Raw genomic sequence first — 24,313 nt, 5'->3', positions numbered from 1 at the left:
CGCTGTCCCCGAAATGAATGAAGAACCTCCGGAACCACTTTAAATAGTGGTGCCGGAGGTTTTATTATTGACCGGATTGAAGAGGGCAACACATACCAAATATACATCCTTCCGAAGCGAAATTTATAATTTGCAGCATAAATGGGAATGTTTTAACTGTTATAACTTAACCGTTACGGAGTCAACAGATCTTATAGACATGACTTCTTTAACATTAATTTCTGACTTTCTTTGGGAGGATGTATGAATCTACTACATACGGAACAACTCCGACAAAAAGCTCATGAACTTGCGCTAACCCATGAACCATACATCACGCGACGCCTAGCGATGCGCATATGGCGGAATTTTACTACGGATATGGAAAATTTGACTGCGTTCATACGCTCCATGCATGGACGTCGCGCAAGTTGTTCGCAGCCGGCGGAAGAATGGTTCCTTGATCACGCGGAGTTCATTGAGGAACAGGGGTTAGTCATTAAAAGCCAGCTCACCGGAAGCTTTTTGCGGCGTTTGCCGCATCTATGCAAGACCGGCGAGCCACGGATTCTTTCGATCTGCGCCGATTATCTGAAACACGTGGACGGAAACCTGGACATGGACACTTTTGTTTCCTATATCAATTCTTATCAGGAAGTATCCGTTTTGACCATTGCTGAAACGTGGGCGATCCCGCTTATCGCAAGAATTGCCTTGATCCGGCGATTGGCCGAAGTGATGGAATTCATTCGCGAACGGCATGAGGTGTGTTCACTCGTCGAAAGGCTGCTGGAGCGAATTGAGCCGTCGAAGGTAAGTCCCGATGCGCTTAAGGCTGCGCTTGAACAAGCAGGCCAAGAGATGCCGCTCTCCGGTCCGATGATCGTCCATTTGGTCAGTCATCTGCGTGAATGGACGGACGATTCGGCACACGTACGTGAATGGCTGTTGTGCAACTTGGAAAACGGTCCTGACAGCCTGGATCGTATCGTCTCCTATGAGTATCAGCTTCAGGCGGCATATCAAGTGACGATAGGCAATGCCATCAGCAGTCTGAGAAAAATCGAACGCTGCGACTGGCACGAACCATTCGAGCAAATTTGCCTTGTGGAACAAACCATGAGGCAAGAAAACTCCGGTGACTATGTATTGCTGGATGATTCAAGCCGCAGCGTACTGCGGGGACGCGTTGAGCGGCTGGCCTGCCGCTTTAATGTGCCGGAGAATCTGATCGCCAAGCAGGCTGTGGAGCTGGCGGCACAAGAGTATAACCTGGCGTGCGCGGAACGAGAACAAGCCAACACCCATATAGCGGAGAAGGAGAGTGCCGCGGGTAGTGCGGTTTGTCCGGATGTGATGCCTCGTCCGGCGTATATCGCTTATTACCTGCTCGAACCGAGCGGCGTCAAAGAGCTCCAGCGCGCGCTGAAACAATGCAGCAGTCCCCGGCGTTTGTCGCATATAGGGCTGCTGCAACGGGCTACCGGCGTTTATTTCACCGTTCTTACAGGGCTGTTCCTGGTTGCACTTCTCGGATTCGCTTTGTGGATTGCAGGAGGCTTCAGCTTGACGCTGACCGGGTGGGCGGCGGTTTTGCTTTTGCTGTCAATACCCGTGAGTGAGTGGGCCGTAACGGCAACACACTGGATGATTGAGTGCGCAAGGCAGCCGCGGCCGCTGCTTCGCTATGATTTCTCGCATGAAATTCCGAGTGAGGCGACTACAATGGTTGTCATTCCGGTGATCTGGTCAAACGTCGAACAAGTGCGGGAAATGGCGGATCGGCTGGAGCTTCATTATCTGGCGAACCGCGATCCAAATCTTCATTTCGCCCTTCTGGGTGATTTTGCCGATGCCGACGCCGAGAGTCTTCCGCAGGATTCCGCCATTCTTGAAGCTGCCCGCACAAGTATTGAGAGTTTGAACCGCACGTACTCCCAAACGGAAGAAAGCAGTACGTTTCACCTTTTTCAACGCCGCAGATTGTGGAACCCGTCTGAGGGCGTATGGATGGGCTGGGAGCGCAAGCGGGGCAAACTGGTAGAGTTCGTCGAACTGCTAAAAGGGCGAACAGATACGACCTACGACTTCGTAGTCGGGGATGCCTCGGTTCTTCCGGGCATCCGTTATATCATTACACTCGACGCGGATACACAGCTTCCGATCGGCAGCGCCCACCGGATGATCGGTACCCTGCATCTGCCATATAACCAGCCGCGGCTGAACCGTTCGCGGACACGGGTGGTCGAGGGATACGGCGTACTGCAGCCGCGAATCGGCATTAGTCACGAATCGTCCTTGCGTTCGCGCTTGGCTTATTTATGGTCAGGCGATCCGGGAATCGATCCTTATGCGTTTGCGGTTTCCGATCCGTATCAGGACGGATTAGGGCAGGGGATTTTCACGGGTAAAGGGATATTCGATGTCAGTGCATTTGCGCAGGTGCTATGCGAACGTATTCCTGAAAACCGGGTCCTTAGCCATGATTTGTTGGAGGGCGGCTTTTTGCGGGCAGGCTTGCTGTCGGACATTGAATTGATCGATGACCAGCCTGCCGCGTTCAGCGCGTATCAAAGAAGACTGCACCGATGGGTGCGAGGGGATTGGCAATTGCTTTTATGGCTCTTTCCCCGCACATCCGACCGGCGGGGAAAGAGCTTGCCGGTCGATCTATCCGCTCTTACCCGCTGGCATATGATCGATAACCTGCGGCGCAGTCTATTTCCGCCGGCGCTGTTCGCTCTTCTGCTGTTAGGTACGGGCGTCCTTCCCGGATCACCGGAACGCTGGTTTGTTTTTGGGTTTGCTACATTGTTTTTGCCGCTGATCCGCCAACTCGTGGCAATGCGGCATACTATTCGGCGTCCCCGGAGCCTGCTTGCCACGGCTTTGCAAGTTTTGGTTACCCTGTTGACTCTGCCGTTTCAAAGCGTTCTGCTGCTAGACGCGATCGGCAAAACTTTGTTCCGGCTATTCGTTTCAAAGCGTCGTTTGCTTGAATGGGTCAGCTCTGCGGAAATTGAACGCCGCAACCGCGGAAAGCGGCATATTGTGCTTTTAGGGATGTACCCGGGATATGCATTGGTGCTTGTCTTTGCGTTGGCAGCGGCGGCGAGCGGCGCTCCAGCGGTACGGTGGACAGGCTTGACGCTCTGTGCTGTATGGTTATTCGCTCCTCTTGTCGTCCACTGGTTGGACCGTCCCGTCCAACAGGCCGAGCTGACGCTCGAACCGGGAGAAGAGGAAGAACTGAAGGCGTTGGCCAAACAGATTTGGACCTTCTTCGAGGACTACGTTACCGCAAAGGACCATTGGCTGCCGCCTGATAACGTGCAGTTGGAGCCGCCCAATGGCATTGCACATCGAACTTCGCCCACCAATATCGGGCTTTATCTTGCCTGCACGCTCGCCGCACGGGATTTCGGATTTATCGATACGCCCGGGCTGATTGAGCGGTTGGAGCGTACGATCGATACGGTGGAGCGCATGAATAAATGGAACGGCCATCTTTATAACTGGTACGACACGACTACTCTAGAACCACTGCCTCCTCTGTACGTATCGACGGTGGATTCCGGTAACTTCGCCGGCTATTTAATGACAGTCAAAGAGGGGTTGGCCGAGTGGCTCAAAAATGACTTTACATTCAACGAAAAGCCGGAGTCGAATACCAAGGGTCAAGGTCAAGCGGAAGAAGCGTTCCATGTGGCATTCGCCGAGGATTTGGTGCCTTCACTGCAGGGTAAACTGACGGACAAGACCACGGAAACGGCAGACGCGGGAGTCGGGGGGAATAAAGACGGTTCCGGACGCAAAGCATCGGCAGAGGATTGGCCGGCACGCGGACAACATCTGATCTCACGCATGGCGCTGTTGATTGAGAAGACAGACTTTCGTCCGCTTTACGATCACAAGACCAAACTATTGACATTGGGGTATCATGCCGCGCTCCAAGAACGCGATAAGATTCTGTATGACCTGATGGCATCAGAGGCAAGACAGGCCAGCTTTATTGCCATTGCCCTCGGTCAGGTGTCTGTAGCTCATTGGCGCGCGCTCGGACGGACCATGACCAAAGTCGGGAAGCGCACCGCGCTGCTCTCCTGGTCCGGAACCATGTTCGAATATTTGATGCCCTGGCTGATGATGCGCACCTATCGGAACACCATCTGGGATAGCACCTACCGCGCCGTCGTGGAGCGGCAAATCGATTATGCGCACGAAAGGGGTGTCCCCTTCGGCATTTCCGAATCCGGCTATTACGCTTTTGATTACCAGATGAACTATCAATACAGGGCGTTCGGCGTTCCCGGTCTCGGCTTCAAGCGGGGCCTGGAACAGGATTTGGTCGTGGCGCCGTATGCCGCCATTCTGGCGCTGCCTTTTGCGAAACGTCAAGGGCTTAAAGATTTGCGTAAAATGGAGGAGCTTGGCGCGCGCGGCAAATATGGCTATTATGAGGCGATCGATTTCACGTCCGAACGGATGCCGAATAATGAGACATGCATGGTCATCCGCAGCTTTATGGCCCATCATCAAGGGATGAGTTTGCTTGCCCTTGCGAACATACTGCTGCCGGTAAAAATGTACGAGCGGTTTCACCGCGACAAGCGCGTGCAGGCGGCGGAGCTGCTGCTGCAGGAGCGGATACCCGCGCATCCCAAAATCATTAGACACCCTGCAATGGCACGTGAATATATGCCTGAAACAAGGCCGGTGCAGAATGATGCGCAGCGGGAATACCTCTCGGCAGATACGCGTACGCCGGAGGTGTGTGTTCTGTCCAACGGAACCTATATGACCGTCGTGACGGGCAGTGGCGGCGGGTTCAGCCGATATGAAGGTCTGGCCGTCTCGCGGTGGCAGGAGGATCCGGTATTGGACGATTGGGGGAGCTATATCTATATCCGTGACGTCGCCCGTGATGCGGTGTGGTCTCCGGCATTTCAACCGTGCCGTGTTCCGTCATCCGAACAACGCATACAATTCTCGCTTGACCGGGCCACCTTCATGCGTACAGACGGAGACGTGCAGACCCGTCTTGAAGTCTGCGTATCGCCCGAATGGAATGCGGAAATTCGCCGATTGACGCTGACCAACACGGGGAATGAGGCCAAGATCATAGAGGTCACAACGTTTACGGAGCTGGCCTTGGCCCCCCCTATAGCTGATGATGCGCATCCCGCTTTCAGCAAATTATTTATAGAAACAGAATATGCGGGCGATTCCGAGTGCCTTCTCGCCCGAAGAAGACCCCGACAGGAAAGTGAGAAGGCTGTATGGGCGGCGCATTCCCTCATGGCGGAAGGACGAACGCTCGGACCGGCGGAATATGAGACAGACCGGGCCAGCTTTATCGGCCGCGGACATTCCATCTCCCAGCCGCAGGGGATCCGTTCCCGCCTTCGCGGTACGGTGGGCTCTGTGGCGGACCCAGCCTTTATCATGCGGCGTCAGGTAAGCATCGAGCCCGGTGAACAGGTTCAATTGTTCGCTGTTACCGGGATTGCCGATTCCAAGGAGGAAGCGGTCGGCATCGTCCGCCGGTTCCTGGAGAACCAGGCGGTGGAACGAACATTTCTGCTCGCGTGGAATCGCAGTCAAATCGAGCTTAGGCATCTGCACATTACGGCCGCCGAGGCGGCGGCCTTCCAAACCTTTGCCGGACAGGTGCTGTATACTTCTCCGCTAAGGAAGGAACGGAAGGACAGAATCATGGCGAATGCCAAAGGGCAGTCCGGCCTCTGGGCGCATGGCGTGTCCGGGGACCGTCCGATGATCCTTGTACGGATCGAGAATCGGGCCAATATGAAATTTATTGCCAAACTTCTGATCGGACACGAGTATTTGCGCCGCTTGGGGTTATTTTTTGACCTGGTCATTCTGAATGAATCGGCAGGCGGATACCAGCAGGATTTGCAGAAAGCGCTGCGCAGTGCGGTAGAACACGGGATGGACCGGTATAACGCAGGGAATGGGGGAGTGTTCATTATTAATGCCGACCAGCTGCCGGATGTGGACAGGACGCTGCTGCTGGCCGCAGCCCGTCTTATCCTGCGTGCGGGCGGTCCGAGTCTGAAGGCGCAAATCAAGCTGCCGCGTCAGGATAAAGCCTGGCCGGCCCCGTTCGCAGCGACAGTGCCGTTAAACCGGTTCGGCAGCCCGCCGACGGAAGACGTGCGCGATTTGATGTTCTTTAATGGCTGGGGCGGGTTTTCACCCGATGGGCGGGAGTATCGGATCGTGATCAAGAACGGTAATCATTTGCCGGCGCCATGGATCAATGTCATCGCCAATCCTCGCTTCGGCTGCCTTGTTTCGGAGCTTGGCACGGGTTACACCTGGTGGAGAAACAGCCGGGAGTGCAAATTGACCCCGTGGTTCAATGATCCTGTGCTCGACCCGCCTGGTGAAGTTTGTTATTTGCGGGATGAAGAAAGCGGTGAAATATGGTCTGTTCCTTCGTCTGCCGCAAATCCGGACCAATCCTATACGGTTTCGCACGGTCGGGGATTCACGCGGTTTCATCACGAGAGATACGGTATCATGCAGGAAATGACCGTTTTTGTTCCGCTTCATGATCCTGTCAAAATCATCAAATTGCGGCTGCAAAACAAAACTTCCGAAAAAAGATGCCTTTCCGTCACCTATTACGCTGAATGGGTGCTGGGTGTACAACGTCAGGCGAACGCCTCCTTCATCGTTTCGGAATGGGACGAATCGGCCCAAATGCTCCTGGCTCGCAATGCATATCAGGAATCGTTTCGCGATGCTACGGCCTTTTTGGGTATGTATCTGCTGCCTGAAGCGTCGGAGGAGTCCCCGGATACAGCATCAGAGGTTCAGCAGTCTGCTCCAGTCGAACCGGCTGATCTGTCCTGGACGGCAGACCGCAATGAATTTCTCGGGCGCAACGGCACATACGAAAATCCCGCTTCACTCAGCCGCGAGCGGTTGTCCAAGACAACGGGAGCTCTTTATGATACCTGCGGCGCGGTGCAGACCAAGCTTACGCTGGAGCCTGATGCCGAACGGACAGTTTACATACTTCTCGGTTGCGATCAGTCGCGCGATGCCGCCATGAAATTGGCGCAAACCTACCGTCAAGCGCGTGTCAGCGAGCAGTCATTAGCGCTTGTAGGGGAATTCTGGGATGATGTGCTGGACCAGATTTCGGTATCTACGCCATCCCCCGAGATGGATGTCCTGCTGAACGGATGGCTGCTTTATCAGACGCTCGGCTGCAGAATGTGGGCCAGATCCGCCTTTTATCAAGCGGGAGGCGCATACGGCTTTCGCGATCAGCTGCAGGATTCATTGGCGCTTCTGCACACCCGTCCCGACCTTACGCGTGCACAAATTTTGCTGCACGCTGCGCATCAATATGAGGAGGGCGATGTGCAGCACTGGTGGCATGAAGAAACGGAGCGCGGCATCCGTACGTTATTCTCCGACGATTTACTATGGCTGCCGTATGCGGCTTCGCGATACGTGGAGCATACGGGGGATGACAGCCTGTTTGAAGAGGCAGTTCCGTTTCTTCACAGTGAGCTTTTGCGGGAAGGGGAACATGAACGATACGAGCCGACACGCGTTTCAGAACAAAGCGGAACCCTGTTCGATCACTGCTTGCGGGCCATCGACAGGGCCTTGCAGCGCTTTGGCGAACATGGGCTTCCGCTGATCGGAATCGGAGATTGGAATGACGGGATGAATTTTGTTGGGGCGGAAGGCCGCGGCGAGAGTGTATGGCTCGGTTGGTTTCTCTATGACATTCTCGGCCGGTTCACGGATCTTTGCAGGGAGCGAGGTGACGCAGAACGGTCGCAACGTTACCGGGATGTAAGGGATCGGCTCATTCCTTCACTCGACGAGCATGCCTGGGATGGACAATGGTATCGCCGCGCCTTCACCGATGCCGGGCAATGGCTCGGTTCTATCCACAATCAGGAATGCCGAATCGATGCTATTGCCCAGTCATGGTCGGTCATTTCAGGAGCCGCGCCAAGGAACAAGGCTCTGCAGGCGATGCAGTCATTCGATCGTGAGCTTGTGGATCGGGAGCTTTCCGTCGCCCGTCTCCTGACACCGCCTTTTGACCGTACGCAGCCTAGTCCCGGTTACATTCAGGGCTATCCGCCAGGAATTCGCGAGAACGGGGCGCAGTATACGCATGGTGTCATTTGGAGCATTATCGCCTGGTGCCAGCTTGGGAAAGGGGACAAGGCGTTTGAGCTGTTTCACCTGTTAAATCCGCTAAACCACACGCGCACGTCAAACGAAGTGCGGAGGTACGCCGGTGAACCCTACGTGATGTCGGCAGACGTTTATACGGCGAATCCGCACAAAGGACATGCAGGCTGGACTTGGTACACCGGCGCCGCGGGGTGGATGTATCAGGCGGGAATTGAATGGATTCTCGGACTTCGCCGACGGGGGACGCGGCTGTACATCAGCCCGTGCATTCCCAGTGAATGGCCGGAGTATTCCGTTCATTACCGGTTCGGCAGGACGCGCTTTCTCATTACCGTCAATAATCCGCTGCATAAATCCGGCGGTGTGACTGCTTTACAGATGGACGGTCAAGAAATGTCCCTTAAGGAGCACGATGCAAAAGACGGTTACTACGTTGAATTATGTGACGATGGGCAAGTCCACCATGTGGTTGTGACGTTGTAGTGCCAAGGTATAAGAATGGGGCGGTCGTCGGCGGATGAAGAAGGCAAGCCGCAGCTTTACGCCGGACGGCCGCAGTAATCTGTACGCTTGTCATCATGATCGGTTGGAGGGAGTTTCCACATGTATAAAATACGTAAAGCGATTATTCCGGCTGCAGGCTTCGGCACCCGATTTTTACCCGCAACCAAATCCCAGCCCAAAGAAATGCTGCCTTTGATTAACAAGCCTGCAATTCAATATATCGTGGAAGAGGCCATTGCTTCTGGGATTCAGGATATTCTGATTGTGACAGGACGAAACAAACGCGCCATTGAAGACCACTTCGACCACAATGTGGAGTTGGAGTATTTCCTTAAAGAACAGGGGAAATGGTCTCAATATGAAGAAGTGCTGGAGATCGCGAAAATGGCGGATATCCATTTCATACGGCAAAAAGAGCAGCGCGGACTCGGACATGCGGTCTTATGCTCCCGAAATTTTGTCGGAAATGAGCCATTCGCCATTCTTCTGGGTGACGATATTATCGATAACCCTACGAAACCGGCGCTTCGGCAGATGATGGAACAGTTTGAGACCCATGGGAAGACGGTGGTGGGCGTACAGCCCGTTTTGCCTGAAGAAGTGTCCAAGTATGGCGTGATTGCGGGCATGCCGATCGATAACCATATCTATGAATTGGAGGATTTGGTCGAAAAGCCCGATACGGATAAAGCGCCATCGAATTTGGCCATCGTCGGAAGGTATATCATTCAACCGGAGATTTTCGATATTTTGGAGGAAACAGGGCCGGGACGAGGCGGTGAAATCCAGTTGACGGACGCTCTCAAGATTCTCTGCCTCAAGCAGGGCATGCATGCGCGTCTTCTGGAGGGAGACCGCCATGATATCGGGGACAAATGGGGATATATAAAAGCTACTTTGTCATTGGCTTTGCGGTGTGAAGATTTGCATGATAAATTGCATCATTTTTGGCTTGAGCGGTCCAAGGGATCGGCAAGTAAATAATTTTAATGCATCATAGAAATACTAAACAGAGGAGGTGGAATAAATGGTGGCCAAGGAAAAGGAAAGAGATAACACGGATTCATCGGCTTTATGGATGGGATGGATTGGGATTATCGCAGGAATTATCGCTTTTTTCTTTTCACCGGTTCTGTTTGGTTGTGCTGCGATAATTCTTGGTTTGATCACCGTCTTTAGTCAAGCCAACAATTTGGGATGGTGGGCCATAGGCTTGGGTCTGGTCGGGGCAGCCGCGAATATGTGGTTGTATTAAAAAGTCGTAAGGTTAAACGGGGCTGTCCCAAAATTCACCGAGGTGACGGGGATACCCCTTTTTCAATTTTGTAAAACAAAAAGAAGCGGGTTAAAGTGGAATAATTAACCAGTCAGTACTAAAGAGGAGTACAGTATGATTATTAAACCGAAACAACCTAAAAAATGTGTCAATTGCATTTGGGGCCATTATGGCATACGCGGATTTGCCGGCCGGTTTTCGCTGCGGCGAAATATACAGGAAATAAAACGGGTTTAATACCGTTTCAGGAAAACGGGGCTGTCTCAAAAGTAGACTGCAAAACCCAATTTGAGACATTCCCATTGAAAAAGGACGATTTTAACAAAAAAACAGGTCGAATTCGAGGCTATACAAGCACTCGTATCCGACCTGTTTGCTTTATTCTCGCCCATTTCAACAAAGATACAGCATCTATAAACTGAATTTTCCATCGATGAAATTTGTCATGGCAAGCAAAAATAACTCCATACATTAAACATTTTCAAAGGGGAAATGTACTACATGTGGCTAAAGTCAATGGCCTTGACGATTTGGGATATCATTGATCCCATATATTATGCATGTACCCGATTAAGATCTATTGGCGGCGGTAATGAGAAAAGCAGTGCATTTCGTGTGAGGCTTACCTTATACCAAGGAAGACCGATAACTTTATCCGACGGAACGATGATTCAAAAGGGGGATATCTTACTAAAAATTCATTTACATAATGTCGTTCTATTAAGAGACATGCTTCCCTTAAGAAATGAAATCAAAAAGGCAAGATTTCTGTACAGGTTTATTGATAGTTCGTTACCCGATCTTGCCCTGTATGTTAAAAACCATCCTAAATCCCAAGATATCAAGGGGCTAATCGGCATTACGATGTTAAATCGGGGCTGTGAGAAATTAGGATTTGAAGCATTCCCGATATCCTCCACAGCATATAGATGTTTAAAATGGATGAGTTTGATGCCTATTTGCTTGCTATCGGTATCGCAGCCGTTTAAAAACTTGAAAAAGCATGTGCCGACCTATTTGTTTATGTCAAAGGATCAGCTTTTACAAAAATTATGTGGAGTTGATGATAAGCCCAAAAAGATCGTCTGAAACCAAAAGTACTATATATAGGTTTTATTTTACATTGCATCACAAAATATGGTGGGTTATACTTGAATTTTGGAAATCAGAATTGTTGCGCAATTCTATTTCCCATAATAGACTTTTCCTCATAACCTTTTTCTCACTTGCCTCCCCTGGAAGGGGAAGGCTTTTTTTGTTATCGTACCAGGCCTCATCTCTGTCATACCGGGACAAAAATACCGGCCATTAATTACCGATGACATTGTCCGGCTCATTTTCTATACTGTTAGATATAGAAAAGGGGGTTTCGAAATGGAATGGTATATCATGTTGGTTTTGATCATAGCAGTGATCATCCGTTTATTATATAAAGCACATAAAAATACGAAACAGGTAGAACTGACTCATATCCGGTTGCCGGAAAACAAGAACGTCTCTCGTAATGAAATTTTGAAAGTACTGCATCTTTCGGACTTGCACATGGAGAACATTTCGGTATCGCCTGACCGGTTATCGGATCTATTATCCGGGGACCAGCCGGATTTGATTGCATTGACCGGGGATTATTTGGACAAAGTGAAAAGTATTCCGAAGCTGTCCGAATATTTAAAGGTTTTGCACAAAATGAAGCCGAAATATGGAATTTATGCTGTTTTCGGCAATCATGATTACGTGTTGAAGCATCATGATTTCGATAAGCTGCGGAAGGTGTTGGAGGATAACGGGTGTCAAGTTTTACAAAATGAAAATGATCTTTTGTACGTAGACGGCAGACCTGTCCACATTATCGGAATCGACGACTTCAGCACGAAGAGAAGTAATTTAGATCAGTCCTTCCGGAAGGTAAATCAAGGGTTTCGGTTGGTTTTGACGCACGACCCTAATATTGTATTAATAATGGAGAAATATGACTTTGATTATTTGCTGGCCGGTCATTTTCATGGAGGCCAGATTTGGTGGCCGAAGCCTTACCATTTGATTAAGATGGGACGTCTGGTTCGCATGAATATGGTAAAAGGCTTGCAGCGTTATCGGGGCAAAGCGTTTTATATCAGTGAAGGATTGGGGCAAACAGGGTTAAATATCCGGGTTGGCAGCAGGCCGGAAATCACATTTCATCACTTATCTCTACAGGCTATTGAAAAAGTACAAACTCCGAAAGCAGTCTAGCGATCGGAGTTTGTACTTTTTTAGTCCCTGTGCGAGTATCATATCATTTACCCGACATGGAATAAGATTGCGCAGGTCGTCCATTCCCATGACAGCCATCATTTGCGCGGCGGAGTGATGGGCACATTATACCGTTCCAGTTCGAAATTAGCTGTATGCCCTAATGAAGTTGGCATATGCTTTGCAATAACAACGAGATATTTCTATTCGTAATTGTATCGTAATAATGATCTGCATTTCGGCGCAATCCATCACATTGTTCCCGGGAGCTTAATATACTTCCCAATTGTTCTTCCATATTCGCCTCGTGCTTCCAATGGTCGGCCTGGACAATAAGCCCTTGCTGATTTAAGCTTTGCAGATTGATTTTTTCTTGTCCAGGCAGCGCATGGTAAACAAAAATAGGTATTCTTTTATAAAGGCATTCACTGACCGTTACTCCGCCCGGCTTGGTAATGATGCCATCGATTTGATTGTACAATTCATCCATCTCTTCTCTTGATGTGATATAGGGTAAGGGAGTAATACGGGGATGCTTTAAATTTATCAGATATTCGTGCAAATGCTTATTTTTACCGCATAATACTTTATAGTGGATATTTCCCTTTTTTCCAATTTGGCGAACAAGGGAAGGAATGACGCCAGCACCAAGGCTGCCGCCGGAAATTAATACGGTCATTTGGGAAGAGAACACCGATTTTTCTTGATTCTCAGTAATTTTCGGGTGAATCGGTATACCGGTAACAAAAATCCGTTCCTCAGGGACACCTTTTTGCATGAGCGATTGTTTTAGGTCCTTGTTGGGAACGAAATGGTAATCGATATTGCCGCATCCCCACAGATTATTGATAAAAAAATCGGTATATACATTAATAACCGGTACGGAGATTATACGACGGGTCTTTAGACGATTGAGAATATAAGAAGGTAAAGCATGGGTACAAATGATCATATGAGGCTGTTCCTCGCGAACCAGCTTTTCAACAAAATACTGAAAAAGCCACTCGTAGATACGGTAACGCTGCGGTTGCCGCGTCGGTTGGTATACCGACATTCTGTATATCCAGTTGTAGAAATTCGGGAATGAATGAATCCATTTTATGTAAATTTGTGATACGGCAGATTCCATCCTCCCATAGCTGTATCGAAGAATATCCACTTTTTTGCATTGGACAGAAGGCATTACTCCGTGAATATGATCCATTAAAGCTTCTGCAACCTGGTGATGGCCGGTAGATATCGAAAGAAAGGGCATAACCAATATTTTTTTCATCCTTCATTTCCTCCATCAGTAACGGCAATATGCGAAATACAAACTGGGGATAATACGGTAAATAGGATACTACATCATGGCCTTTGACATACATGGTTGTATGATGTTCGCGAGGAGACCGACGGATGGAGATGAAGATGAAGGTGATGACTTTCAACATACAAATCATGGACTTTATCGAGATATCCCATTATATCTCAAGAACAGCATAAGCTTGGAAACGTGCGTTCCGGATTAAGGGAAGCCCGTGTTTTATTGGAAGCCGACGTACAAATAAGAGTGGGTTTGATTTTAGATGTGTAACCACTGCGATCGCTCATTCATGAATGGCCTTGTGAGAGGTTTTCTTAATCCGGAGCAGCATGTATAAGCAGAAACTGATTTTTTCCACCAATGAAATTCCTTTCACAAGACAAAATAACCATTTCCATGAAAACATTCCAAAGGGGATAAGGACATGAGGTTAAAGTCAATAGCCCTGACCGTTTGGGATATTCTCGATCCCATCTATTATGCCTGTACCCGGTTAAAATATATTGGCGGAGGCGACCGGAAAAGCAGCGCGTTTCGAGTGCGGCTTACGTTGTACAAAGGCAGACCGGTATCTTTGGCCGACGGAACGACGATTCAAAAGGGCGATCTCTTGCTGAAAATTCATTTACATAATGTTGTTTTGTTAAAGAACATGCTGGCCTTGAGGAATGAACTGCAAAAAGCAAGATTTCTTTACCGGAGCATTGAAAGATCGCTGCCCGACCTTGCCTTGTATGTTAGAAGCCATCCGAAATGCCATGATATCAAAGGGCTGATCGGGATTACCATGTTAAATCGGGGATACGATAAATTAAGTTTTGAAGCATTTCCCATAACCAGCACAGGGTACAAATGGTCAAAATGGATAAGTTTGATGCCGATCTATCTGTTATCGGTGACGAATCCGTTTAAAAACATGAAAAAACATGTCCCCACTTACTTGTTTATGTCCAAGGATACGCTATTACAAAAACTTGTGTTGTTTACGCCTAGCGGCGAGCTCAAATCCAACATAAACCGTTCTTGATGATTTATTTTATTTGTTAGTCAAATTTTCAATTTTCTTGATATAATAAGTTGTACGTTCGATACAAGGAGCTGTAACTTCATTGAAATTAATCATCGCCGAAAAACCGGATCAAGGGGCCAAACTGGCCTCACCCTTTAAACATAAAAAACAGCAGGGCTTTATCGAAATATTCCCGAATCCGTTTTTTCCCGAAGGTGCGCTTGTAACTTGGGCTGTCGGTCATGTCTGTGAGTTGGTTCCTCCTGAAGCATATGATCCCGGCCTTAAAAGATGGAGCATCTCTTCTTTGCCGATCATCCCCGAGAAGTTCAAGCATCGGGTAGCTCCTTCCAAAGCCAAACAATTTCAAGTGATCAAAAGCCTGCTTCTTCGACCGGATGTTAAAGAAATCGTTCATGCCGGGGACGCCGGCAGGGAAGGGGAATATATCGTCCGTATTGCGGTTCAATTAAGCGGCGTCAAGAAGCCGATGAAACGGCTGTGGATCTCTTCATTGACCCCGAAGGCGGTAGAGCAGGGGTTTATGAACTTAAAGAGTGAAGAAGCCACCCGGCCGTTATACTACGAAGCGCTAAGCCGCTCTTGTGCGGATTGGCTTGTCGGAATGAACGGATCGAGGGTATACTCGTTACTGTTTCAGCGGAGGGGCATCAGGGAGGTTTTCTCCACCGGGCGTGTACAAAGCCCTACACTTGCTCTTATCGTTGCGCGCGAGAAGGAAATTCGAAACTTTAAGCCTGAACCGTTCTGGGAACTGAAAGCCAAGTTTGTTACGAAAGATGCACGTTATGACGGAACGTGGTTCAAAGGCGAGCAGTCGAGGTTTACAACTAAAGAAGAAGCGGAATTGGTCAGACAGTTTTGTAAGGGCAAAGAGGCCCGTGTCGTTGATCTCGTGAAAGAACGAAAAGAATTTCAGCCGCCGCAGTTCTTTAATTTGTCATCTCTGCAGGCTGCGGCTAATCAAATATACAAGTATTCCCCTCAGAAAACTTTAAACGCATTGCAGCAGTTGTATTTGGATGGATTTATATCGTATCCACGGTCGGATTCCGCCTATGTAACGCCGGAAGAGGCCAAGCAGTTTCCTGATATACTTGCCAGGCTAAGCCGGCTGGATTCGTTCAAAAGCTATTTTCCGCTTCCTGTACAATCGATTGCCAATCATAAGCGCTTTGTAAATGCCGCCAAGGTCAGCGATCACTATGCTATTATTCCTACTGAGGTCATTCCGCAGCCCAGCCGATTAAAGGACGATGAGCGCAACTTGTATGAATTAATTGTCAAACGACTCATCGCGGCCCATTATGATAAGGCGATTATCGATTATTCCCGTCTAACTACTTTAGTCGGCGGGCAGGAAACGTTCTTGACGAAGGGGAGGCAAATTGTTCAAGAAGGGTGGCGAACGGTGCTGTATGAACATGACTCGGGGGAAGAATCTGAACTTGAAGTCCTGCCTCCGCTGGTCGAAGGGGATACCGGAGCAGTAGAAGAACTGATGGTGAAAGAGGGTAAAACACAAGCGCCTAAACGATATACTGAAGGTCAATTAATTACTTTAATGAAAACGGCAGGCAAGCATCTCGAAGATTCGGAGCTCGAAAAGGTGCTTGAACGAACGGAAGGTCTGGGGACGGAAGCCACCCGAGCAGGCATTATATCCGTGCTGAAGGAACGAAACTACATTGAAGTTAAAAAAAACTTGGTTTATGCCACAAACAAAGGTATGATGCTGGTTGAGGCCCTTGGTGACAGTATACTCGCTTCAGCAGAAATGACTGCGAAATGGGAGCAGCGTCTCCACGATATAGGACAGGGCAAAGCTTCGCCCCAATCGTTCATGGAGCAGGTCAGAAAATTATCTCAAAAGATCGTGCAAGACGCTCTGGAAAACGCGAGAACCTGGACCTTTACGGCTCAGCAATTAGAAGAAGGTAAACCGTTAAAACATACGGAAGCCGATTCCGAAGGCCTGGGTCCGTGCCCTAAATGCCAAAAGCCTGTTGTGGACAAGAAAAGTTTATTTGGCTGCTCGGCCTATCCCCAGTGTAATTTTTCCTTTTCCAAGAAGGTGCTCGGCAAAACCATTTCTGAAACTCAAATCAAGAGATTTTTGAAGACGGGGAAAACGGCTTCGCTGAAAGGATTTAAAAAAGGAGATCGAACGTTCGAGGCAGCGCTGGTTTGGAACAAAGAGCAGCAGAAAGTGTCTTTTGAATTGAAGTGACTCCATAATCAGTTAGACGAAAGGTGGATCGGTCAAGATGAAAGAAATTCCTATTCCTTATGTTCGTGCGAATCAAACGGGGATTGTTTTACTTGTTGTTCTCGCCATTATATTTCAACAGCCCTTTCTAATCGCTGCGTTATGGGCGATACAAGTGATCGGCTTATGGCAGGGCGTACGCGCAAACCTGATTGTACAGCTGGCGGCGCCGCTGCTGCACGGCCGTATTGCCGGAGCTCAGACGGAAGCCGCGGAGCTGCAGCGGTTCAACAATTCGATTGACCTTGTCTGTGGTTTCTTTCTGGCTGATGCCTGGCAGTTGGGTAGGCTATCTTTTTGCGGGAATGGTAGCCGCGGCGGCATTTGTCGCGATCTGCGGGTTCTGTGTCGGCTGTTTTTTATATTTCCAATTCAAGCAGCTCCGCAACAGATAAAGTGAAGTGATATGCAAACAGACCGGAGAGTGCCTGATCGGGCCTCCCGGTCTGTTTGTTGTTATTCGGGCAGAACATAGAAATAAACGGTAACGAAATGACAGATGCTGCCGGCCAGTACGAATATATGCCAGATCGCATGATGATAGCGGATTTTTCTCCATAAATAAAAGATGGTACCCAGCGTATACAGCAAGCCCCCTGCAACGAGCCATACTATTCCCGCCTGAGCAAGCTCTTCTTGCAGCGGACCAAACGCGAACATCACAAGCCAGCCCATCGCGATATAAAATAGAGTGGAGAGCAGAATGAAGCGTTTGACAAAAAACAGCTTGAAAATAATCCCGGCGAGTGCTAATCCCCAAACGATCCCGAATAAGCTCCAACCCAGCGGACCACGCAGCGTCACGAGCAGGAATGGGGTATACGTGCCGGCAATCAGCACGAATATGGCGGCGTGGTCCATGATCGAGAAGATGTCGATCCACCGCTCTTGGCGGGCGCTGTGCAGCAAAGTAGAGGAGACGTAAAGCAAAATCAGCGAAACGCCGAAAACGGTAAAGCTGACGATGTGCCATACGCTGCCATTGCGTAAAGAATGGATCAGCAGCAGGACAAGGGCCGCCACGCTGAGGACGGCTCCGATTCCGTGGGTTACCGCGTTGGCGCGTTCTTCTTTCCAAGGATCGATGATCATTATCATTTCACTCCCATCGGAACATAGGGTCTCCGCCGATTCGTTCAAGGCCGGTCTAGCCAAAGCAGGAGACCTTGATTTCATTGTAACTCCAAACGGAACAAATGACCAATGATCAAATGCAGCGGGGAATCTTGATCCGGCACCCTTGCGGCGTTTGATTGCCCGCCTCATTCTTGAGCAGCCATAGCTCGGGGGTATCCCGGATCCCGGTGATATGCAGTTCAAACGATTCGACAGGGAACTGCTCTGAAGAAAGAACGACCCGATGCCCGTCGACTTGGTTCACGCGCACGGGGATTGCCGGTTCGCTTCCATGGCTCACATAACGGTAATGCTGGCCGCAGGAGGCCGTCCGTACGTCCACGCGTTTGTTGAATTCCAGCACGACGATGCTTTGTTCGGGACGATGGGCGCGAACCGGCTGAGGTTTGTCCTCATACATCGGAAGCCCGATACTGTATTCGTATGCGGTCCAGAATTGATACCCGTGAGCTCCGGCGGCCGCCGCAAAACGCTCCATCCAGGCACGGCTGCGCCGCATCCGGCGAAGCGAACCGATATCGGTTTGCACACCGATCGGGATGGAAGCATGAGAAGCCCGGATATGGTCCATAAACGGTTTGTAATGCTTTATATAGTCGGGCTTCAGCCGTTCGCGCATCCAATCGGGCCAATGGGTTTGAAGGATATGCACGTCCGGACGCACTGTGCGGATCATAGCGGCGGCGTCAATGCCCTGGTATTCTCTAAGGGCTGGAACGGAATCGTCCCCCGCATTTACAGCAAGGGACCATGTCGCTATCCGTATCCCGGGATTGGTTTCCCGCACCCCGCCTGCGCCGTTGATGAGCTCGTTCAGGAAGCCGTTGACCGCCTGTACACGAAACTCCATCCACAGCAGGTAACGGGCACGGTCGGTTTTATAATAGGCGGGGGAGCCCGGGTAACGAAAGTCAGGCATTTCAGCTCCGCTGAACCTCTTGAACGCGGCTCTGGCCAAAGGACCGACATCCCCGTAAACCCCGCTGTCCAGACCGTTCCATTCCGGAAAATAGGGTTCCGCCACCTCGAAGCCGGTGAAAGGATGCCGGCTGATGAGACGGGAAACGGCGTTTTTTTTCCAAGCTAAATACTGGTGGCTGAACAGGGAGAACCGGTGGAATCCGTCATCTATTTTTTTCAGCAGCGTCATCTGCCAATCCTTCCAACCCGGGGGCAGGTGTCCGGTTCCATAGGCTCCGTTGCCAAGCACCATGGCCCACACCTCCAGGCCCCGATTGCGCAAAGCGGCAATAAGGCGTCCATTGACCTGGGTTTCGTTTGTTACAAAATAACGTACGGCCCGGAATCCGGCCAGCTCCAGCTCTGCCGCGACGCTATCCTCGGATCTGTCCAGATAATAAGCAAATGTTGGATCAATTTGGATGCTAGGCTGCAACTGATGGATGGCAGAGGGGGGTTGAGATTTTTTTCGGGGATCATATGTACGGATAAGCATGCCTCACTGCACCTCTTTCTCCGCTCGCCTTTTTTCTTATATTGTACGCTTCTATGCGTACGGTTTCCAATTTAGAATAAAAAAGGAAGGATAAACGAAGCGGGTCGGAATGGGCGGGACAACCAGACTAAGGTTGTAAAATTGACAGTATAAGACAGCGGGAGTACAATGTACCCTTGAAACGAAACCAAGAACGAAGGCAGAGTGAAGAATAATGAAGCAGCCTGTTTCTGTGCATATATTGACCGGATTTCTTGGAAGCGGCAAGACGACGCTGCTTACCCGGGCATTGGATTACTTCAAGCTCAACGGCAAAAAGCCGGCGGTGCTGATGAACGAGCTCGGGGATGTTAATCTGGACGGCATGATGGTCGATGAGGAAGTGCCTATGACGGAGATGCTTGGCGGTTGTATCTGCTGTACAATTCGCGGGGATTTGGGAATGGAGCTTAAACAGTTGATTCAGGACCATAAGCCGGATGTCGTATTCGTGGAGAGTACCGGAGCGGCCAACCCGATGGAAATGCTCGACGGAATTACGGATGCCTCCATGCTGACGGAGGTTGCGCTCCAATCGGTGATTACGGTGGTTGACGCCGCCCAGCTTGCAGAACGATCGATTAATCCGGCTGGAAGGACCTACCGGCTGATGGCCGACCAAATTCGCTGCGCAACAAGGGTTATTTTGAACAAAACGGATCTCATTCCTCCTTCCGAGCTTTTGCGCCTGGAAGCCGTCATTAGAGAGCTGAACCCTGTGGCTCCGATCATCCCGACCGTACGCTGCGAGATGGATCTAACTGTGCTGGATCATCCGGACGGCGGAGTGAAGGATCGGTATAAAGAGACCCAGGCCTGCCGGTGTGAAGGAAATCACGGCCATGACCGTCATGACACCGTCTGCGGGCATGAAGGGTCTCCGCCTCACCATCACAGCCACGACCATGTCATGGTATATACCCATTATTTTACCCGGCCGATTGATAGCGAACGCTTTGAGGAGCTTGTCGGCCGGCTGCCGCGCAACATTTATCGGGGCAAAGGGGTTCTATGGTTTACCGATACGGCCAGTCCATTCCTGTTTCAGTATGCGTACCGCGAGATGGATTTTATCAAAATCGCGCCAAAAGAAAACGTTCCGAACGTTGCCGTGTTCATTGGCGAGCATTTCGACAAAACCGCTCTGGCAGAGCAGTTAACCGCGCTCGAAAACCGATGAATCTTGACTCACGGCGCGTATTCAGGCATTATTAATAGTATCCAGGCGCAAAACGGAGAGGTAGCTATGGCCATTCATGAGCATGACACGGAAACCACAATTGAAGAAATCTTAAAGGCAATGTCGGCAAAGGGCTGGCGCATTACCGACCAGCGGAAAAGTCTTGCCGGTCTGTTTGCCGAATCGAGAGGTTATTTGGCTCCCAAGGATGTCTATGAGTATATGAGACAGCAGTATCCTGGAGTGAGCTTTGATACGGTGTACCGCAACCTCCGGCTGTTAACCGAGATGGGAGTGCTGGAGCAAATTTATTTGAACGACGGATTGAAGTTCCGCGCCAGATGCGAGTCGCATCACCATCATCATCTCATATGCATCAGCTGCGAGAGGACGATTCCCTTTGAATTTTGTCCAATGAAGCAGATGGATGGCGTACCGACTGATTTTCAAGTGCTCAATCACCGGTTTGAAATATTGGGATACTGCGGTGACTGCACACCTGTGAATGCGAAGCAGCAATAACTTTTACTCAAATAGCATGAAAACTTCTCTGTCCGCAAAGGCAGAGTTTTTTTCGTTTGACAGTATATCGGGCAGGGTGCTATTATAGCGATAAAACATACTAAAAACATCGGAATAATATATTTTAGGAAATTTGTAAAAGGAGCGGAAGTCATCATGGAACATCATATTACAATACAAAGCGGGGAACAGGAGCTCGCGGCCACGCTTCACTACCCGGTATCGGGGAATGGGAACGGCAATTATTCTATAAATGAGAAGTACCCTATCATTATTATCGCTCACGGTTTTGTCGGAAGCAGGATTGGAGTAGACCGGTTATTCGTGCTTGCGGCCAGGGAATATGCGCGAAACGGATATATGGTGCTCCGATTCGACTACGGGGGCTGCGGTGAAAGCACAGGCGATTATGGAAGTGGCGGGCTCGATGCGATGATCGATCAAACGCGCTCCGTCCTTGACTATGCGCTCGATATCGATTGCGTAGATCCTCAAAAGGTGATTCTTCTGGGGCATAGCCTGGGTGGAGCCGTCGCCATACTGACCGCTGCCCGGGACAAAAGGGTCAAAACGCTTGTTCTTTGGGCTCCCGTTGCTTATCCTTTTAATGACATTGTAGGCATAACCGGCAAAAAGGCATACGAAGAAGCGGTAAAGCACGGTTCAACCGATTACCTCGGTTACTCGCTGAAGCCTATATTCTTCGAATCGCTGGCCAAGCATCAACCGTTCGAGCAACTGCGTAAATTCAGCGGCGATGTGTTCCTTGTCCACGGTACTGCAGACGAAGTAATTCCGGTCGATTACTGCTTCTTATACCAAAAACTGTTCTGGCTCCGCAGTCAGGGACAATGCGATAAAGAAGTTATTTTTCAGGCGGATCATACCTTCAGCGGCGGTCAGGCGAAGGAGCAAGTCATTCATAAAACACGGGATTGGCTGCTCCAGATCGATAAACGCAAGAACGAATGGAACGATTGGGAGATTTGATTTATCCGATGCAAGCATCCTAATCGTCGCGTCTGCCGTAGCTTCTGGCATAAGCGACCATCCGGCGATAAGCTGCGGGATCGAGTTTTTTTAAAGGATGAAATTGGGGGTGGTTTGAATTCACCTCCAGCACCCATAAGCGCTGTTTGGAGTCATAGGCAAAATCAATTCCCGCTTCCTGCATTCCCGCATGTTTTTGGCTCAGTGTACGGGCGATCTTGACGGTTTTTTGGGCTAACGAGCGAGTCCGTGTGCGAATTCGGTCGGGAGAAAAGCCTTTCATCTTGAGCAATTGTTCAATGGTATAAATTTTTCCGCCTTGATAATAATTCGTTACGATGTTGTCTCTCCTGCCGACCTTCGCCATAAATCCGGTACAAGTCCAGGAACCTGGGGCTTCAGCTCCTTATTGGCTCTCAAATCATGGCACACACGGAGCTTTCCCTTGATCGTCTTGCTTTTATACTTTTTTTGTACGAATACATAGCGACCACCTCCTGTGTATGTGTGCTGTAGTTAAAAAAATTGTGTATTTGTGCATGCTTTGATAAACTTAGTCATAGTAAATCAGGTGAGGGGAGTGGCGGTTGTGGCGGAAAAATCGAAAAAATCGTACCAGGCCTTGGTGGATAACAAAATATTCATCGGCGGAGAGCAGGATGTGCAGTCGTTCATAGAAGAGGAAAAATGCGAGGTCATTGTCGACCTGAGGGCAGAATCGCCTGACGCGCAGCTGGATAAGGAAGGCGTAGTAAGAATCCATATCCCGTTGGTGGATAAAGAAGAGGGACAGGAAAAGTTTCTTAAACAAGCCGTTGATACGATCGTAAAGGAAGCCGAGGCGGGGAAAAAAGTGGCGTTTCACTGTGCGGCGGGACGCAGCAGAGCCGGAAGCGTAGCCATCGGCACCCTTCTTGCCCTCGGACTCAGCGACTCGGTGGATGATGCCGAGGCGCGGATTCAAGCCATCCGTCCGGAAGTCGTGGTTCATGAGAAGCTGAAGAAATCGGTGGCTGAGATCTTTCAACTGGATGATGCGAAAACCGAATAAAACGAAAATCAGAAGCGGTATTTCCCGAAAATGGGGAATACCGCTTTTTCTATATTTTGAACAGGAATAAAATCCCATAGTATTCCAATTGATTATGGTATATTCCATAATAATACATCCTATTATCAACATTCGATATGTTGTAAAACTGGAATCTCTATTATATAATGTTGAAGTTAATGAGAAAGGAGAATTGACCAATGTCAAAATATAAGGCGATTGCACTTATGCTGATGAGCTTGCTGCTGATCATCACTGCCTGCGGGACAAAGCCTGCTGCGACGACGGAACAAACAGGCGGAGGAGACCATTCATCCCAAACCGCGCAGCAAACGCAATCAACGTTGGAGAAAATTAAGCAAGCCGGCAAAATCGTGGTCGGTACCAGCGCCGATTATCCTCCTTACGAATTTCATAAAGAGATTAACAAAAAGATGAGATTGTCGGCTTTGACATCGAAATAGCCAAAGAGATTGCGAAGGATCTGGGAGTTGAGCTGGAGATCAGAGACATGAAATTCGAAGGACTGCTGGCAGCGCTGCAAGCCGGTAATGTGGATTTTGTGATTTCGGGGATGACGCCGTCTCCTGAGCGCATGAATGCTGTTGATTTTACCAAAATATATTATACGGCTGTCCAAAAGGTTGTCGTTCGTGCAGAGGATAAAGATCGATTCAATACGATTGAATCCTTGAAGGGGATGAAAGTGGGGGCCCAGAAAGGCGCGACTCAGGAAAAGATCGTGAAAGAACAGATGCCAGGCTCTGAAGTGAAGCCTCTTGGCAAAATTTCCGACCTGATGATGGAATTGAAAAACAAAAAAATTGATGCTCTTGTAGTGGAACTGCCTGTTGCTGAAGCTTACCTGACGAAGAACAAGGATTTGGTCATCTCGGATATCAAGCTGGCTTCTGAGGACAGCGGTTCTGCGATTGCCGTCAAGAAGGGCAGATCCGACCTTGTGGAAGCGATGAACCAAACGTTGGACAGGCTGATTCAGGATAAATCGATTGATAAGATGGTTGCCGAAGCGAATGAGCTGGTGGAAGCACAGTAATTCGGCCTGGTCTATGAAAATGATCGGACAAAAACCTGAGCGGAGCGTTTTCCGGCGGGTTTTTGTTCGGTTATAGGCCGTACATAAAT

At 49.5% G+C, this 24,313-nt stretch carries 17 protein-coding genes and 1 pseudogene; 14 read left to right on the top strand and 4 right to left on the bottom strand.

Translation table 11 applies throughout. The features are described 5' to 3' along the window. Positions 1-243: 243 nt before the first annotated feature. From EXW96_RS04415 to EXW96_RS04395, 5 genes are all read left to right on the top strand, one after another. The gene (locus tag EXW96_RS04415) at positions 244-8,658 is read left to right on the top strand and encodes a glycoside hydrolase family 94 protein (protein ID WP_174349974.1); all 8,415 of its coding nucleotides are present in this window, start codon (positions 244-246) and stop codon (positions 8,656-8,658) included. Between the two features lie 120 nt (positions 8,659-8,778). Then, positions 8,779-9,663 carry a UTP--glucose-1-phosphate uridylyltransferase GalU gene (gene galU / locus EXW96_RS04410; RefSeq protein ID WP_054818392.1) on the top strand — a complete coding sequence of 295 codons (885 nt, stop codon included), beginning with the start codon at positions 8,779-8,781 and terminating at the stop codon, positions 9,661-9,663. Between the two features lie 43 nt (positions 9,664-9,706). Further along, complete coding sequence (locus EXW96_RS04405) at positions 9,707-9,934, top strand: hypothetical protein (RefSeq protein ID WP_062408650.1); 228 nt, start codon at positions 9,707-9,709, stop codon at positions 9,932-9,934. A 537-nt stretch (positions 9,935-10,471) separates the two neighbouring features. Further along, positions 10,472-11,044, top strand: a complete 573-nt coding sequence (locus EXW96_RS04400) for a YkoP family protein (RefSeq protein WP_254611210.1) — start codon at positions 10,472-10,474, stop codon at positions 11,042-11,044. 285 nt (positions 11,045-11,329) lie between these two features. After that, complete coding sequence (locus tag EXW96_RS04395; RefSeq protein WP_174349972.1) at positions 11,330-12,187, top strand: metallophosphoesterase; 858 nt, start codon at positions 11,330-11,332, stop codon at positions 12,185-12,187. A 160-nt stretch (positions 12,188-12,347) separates the two neighbouring features. Here EXW96_RS04395 and EXW96_RS04390 read toward each other — a convergent pair whose 3' ends face one another. Next, positions 12,348-13,460 (bottom strand): MGDG synthase family glycosyltransferase, encoded by a 1,113-nt coding sequence (locus EXW96_RS04390; protein ID WP_174349971.1) that lies wholly within the window; start codon positions 13,458-13,460, stop codon positions 12,348-12,350. 457 nt (positions 13,461-13,917) lie between these two features. Between EXW96_RS04390 and EXW96_RS04385 the strand changes: the two genes are divergently transcribed. From EXW96_RS04385 to EXW96_RS28480, 3 genes are all read left to right on the top strand, one after another. After that, positions 13,918-14,520, top strand: a complete 603-nt coding sequence (locus EXW96_RS04385) for a YkoP family protein (RefSeq protein WP_174349970.1) — start codon at positions 13,918-13,920, stop codon at positions 14,518-14,520. Positions 14,521-14,602: 82 nt separating this feature from the next. Then, complete coding sequence (locus EXW96_RS04380) at positions 14,603-16,753, top strand: DNA topoisomerase III (RefSeq protein WP_174349969.1); 2,151 nt, start codon at positions 14,603-14,605, stop codon at positions 16,751-16,753. A 37-nt stretch (positions 16,754-16,790) separates the two neighbouring features. After that, a complete protein-coding gene (locus tag EXW96_RS28480; RefSeq protein ID WP_483874530.1) occupies positions 16,791-17,192 on the top strand; it encodes a DUF4395 family protein in 402 nt (133 codons plus the stop codon). A gap of 56 nt (positions 17,193-17,248) precedes the next feature. Here the strand turns inward: EXW96_RS28480 and trhA are convergent, their stop codons facing one another. Next, a complete protein-coding gene (trhA, locus tag EXW96_RS04370) occupies positions 17,249-17,884 on the bottom strand; it encodes a PAQR family membrane homeostasis protein TrhA (protein ID WP_054818397.1) in 636 nt (211 codons plus the stop codon). Positions 17,885-17,999: 115 nt separating this feature from the next. Continuing rightward, positions 18,000-19,385 carry an N-acyl-D-glucosamine 2-epimerase gene (locus EXW96_RS04365; RefSeq protein WP_174349968.1) on the bottom strand — a complete coding sequence of 462 codons (1,386 nt, stop codon included), beginning with the start codon at positions 19,383-19,385 and terminating at the stop codon, positions 18,000-18,002. 214 nt (positions 19,386-19,599) lie between these two features. On the opposite strand from EXW96_RS04365, the gene EXW96_RS04360 reads away from it, so the two are divergent. The 3 genes from EXW96_RS04360 to EXW96_RS04350 all read left to right on the top strand — a co-directional run bounded on the left by EXW96_RS04360 (position 19,600) and on the right by EXW96_RS04350 (position 22,116). Next, positions 19,600-20,604 carry a CobW family GTP-binding protein gene (locus EXW96_RS04360; protein WP_174349967.1) on the top strand — a complete coding sequence of 335 codons (1,005 nt, stop codon included), beginning with the start codon at positions 19,600-19,602 and terminating at the stop codon, positions 20,602-20,604. Between the two features lie 66 nt (positions 20,605-20,670). Continuing rightward, positions 20,671-21,126 (top strand): Fur family transcriptional regulator, encoded by a 456-nt coding sequence (locus EXW96_RS04355; protein ID WP_054818399.1) that lies wholly within the window; start codon positions 20,671-20,673, stop codon positions 21,124-21,126. 156 nt (positions 21,127-21,282) lie between these two features. Beyond that, the gene (locus tag EXW96_RS04350) at positions 21,283-22,116 is read left to right on the top strand and encodes an alpha/beta hydrolase family protein (RefSeq protein ID WP_174349966.1); all 834 of its coding nucleotides are present in this window, start codon (positions 21,283-21,285) and stop codon (positions 22,114-22,116) included. 19 nt (positions 22,117-22,135) lie between these two features. On the opposite strand, the pseudogene EXW96_RS04345 reads toward EXW96_RS04350, so the two are convergent. Next, positions 22,136-22,495 (bottom strand): annotated as a pseudogene (locus EXW96_RS04345) (YheC/YheD family protein); the annotation flags it as partial. 210 nt (positions 22,496-22,705) lie between these two features. Here EXW96_RS04345 and EXW96_RS04340 point away from each other — a divergent pair. The 3 genes from EXW96_RS04340 to EXW96_RS04335 all read left to right on the top strand — a co-directional run bounded on the left by EXW96_RS04340 (position 22,706) and on the right by EXW96_RS04335 (position 24,224). Next, positions 22,706-23,167, top strand: a complete 462-nt coding sequence (locus EXW96_RS04340; protein WP_171005798.1) for a protein-tyrosine phosphatase family protein — start codon at positions 22,706-22,708, stop codon at positions 23,165-23,167. Between the two features lie 200 nt (positions 23,168-23,367). Beyond that, complete coding sequence (locus EXW96_RS27250; protein WP_254611209.1) at positions 23,368-23,631, top strand: hypothetical protein; 264 nt, start codon at positions 23,368-23,370, stop codon at positions 23,629-23,631. Further along, positions 23,607-24,224 carry a transporter substrate-binding domain-containing protein gene (locus EXW96_RS04335; protein WP_309225026.1) on the top strand — a complete coding sequence of 206 codons (618 nt, stop codon included), beginning with the start codon at positions 23,607-23,609 and terminating at the stop codon, positions 24,222-24,224. Before EXW96_RS27250 ends, EXW96_RS04335 begins: the two co-directional genes overlap by 25 nt. Positions 24,225-24,313 lie beyond the last annotated feature (89 nt).

The sequence above is a fragment of the Paenibacillus sp. JMULE4 genome (genome assembly GCF_013337105.1).
Classification (GTDB): domain Bacteria; phylum Bacillota; class Bacilli; order Paenibacillales; family NBRC-103111; genus Paenibacillus_G; species Paenibacillus_G naphthalenovorans.
Note: the sequence above shows the minus strand (reverse complement) of the source record. Positions and strands in the feature narration are given on the sequence as shown.

Excerpts from the sequence above, each read along its gene's own strand:
- EXW96_RS04355 (WP_054818399.1), top strand. The coding sequence starts at position 20,671 with ATGGCCATTCATGAGCATGACACGGAAACCACAATTGAAGAAATCTTA.
- EXW96_RS04390 (WP_174349971.1), bottom strand. The coding sequence starts at position 13,460 with ATGAAAAAAATATTGGTTATGCCCTTTCTTTCGATATCTACCGGCCAT.
- EXW96_RS04415 (WP_174349974.1), top strand. The coding sequence starts at position 244 with ATGAATCTACTACATACGGAACAACTCCGACAAAAAGCTCATGAACTT.
- EXW96_RS04395 (WP_174349972.1), top strand. The coding sequence starts at position 11,330 with ATGGAATGGTATATCATGTTGGTTTTGATCATAGCAGTGATCATCCGT.
- EXW96_RS04365 (WP_174349968.1), bottom strand. The coding sequence starts at position 19,385 with ATGCTTATCCGTACATATGATCCCCGAAAAAAATCTCAACCCCCCTCT.
- EXW96_RS04360 (WP_174349967.1), top strand. The coding sequence starts at position 19,600 with ATGAAGCAGCCTGTTTCTGTGCATATATTGACCGGATTTCTTGGAAGC.
- trhA (WP_054818397.1), bottom strand. The coding sequence starts at position 17,884 with ATGATCATCGATCCTTGGAAAGAAGAACGCGCCAACGCGGTAACCCAC.
- EXW96_RS04385 (WP_174349970.1), top strand. The coding sequence starts at position 13,918 with ATGAGGTTAAAGTCAATAGCCCTGACCGTTTGGGATATTCTCGATCCC.
- EXW96_RS04350 (WP_174349966.1), top strand. The coding sequence starts at position 21,283 with ATGGAACATCATATTACAATACAAAGCGGGGAACAGGAGCTCGCGGCC.
- galU (WP_054818392.1), top strand. The coding sequence starts at position 8,779 with ATGTATAAAATACGTAAAGCGATTATTCCGGCTGCAGGCTTCGGCACC.
- EXW96_RS04400 (WP_254611210.1), top strand. The coding sequence starts at position 10,472 with ATGGCCTTGACGATTTGGGATATCATTGATCCCATATATTATGCATGT.
- EXW96_RS27250 (WP_254611209.1), top strand. The coding sequence starts at position 23,368 with ATGTCAAAATATAAGGCGATTGCACTTATGCTGATGAGCTTGCTGCTG.
- EXW96_RS28480 (WP_483874530.1), top strand. The coding sequence starts at position 16,791 with ATGAAAGAAATTCCTATTCCTTATGTTCGTGCGAATCAAACGGGGATT.
- EXW96_RS04405 (WP_062408650.1), top strand. The coding sequence starts at position 9,707 with ATGGTGGCCAAGGAAAAGGAAAGAGATAACACGGATTCATCGGCTTTA.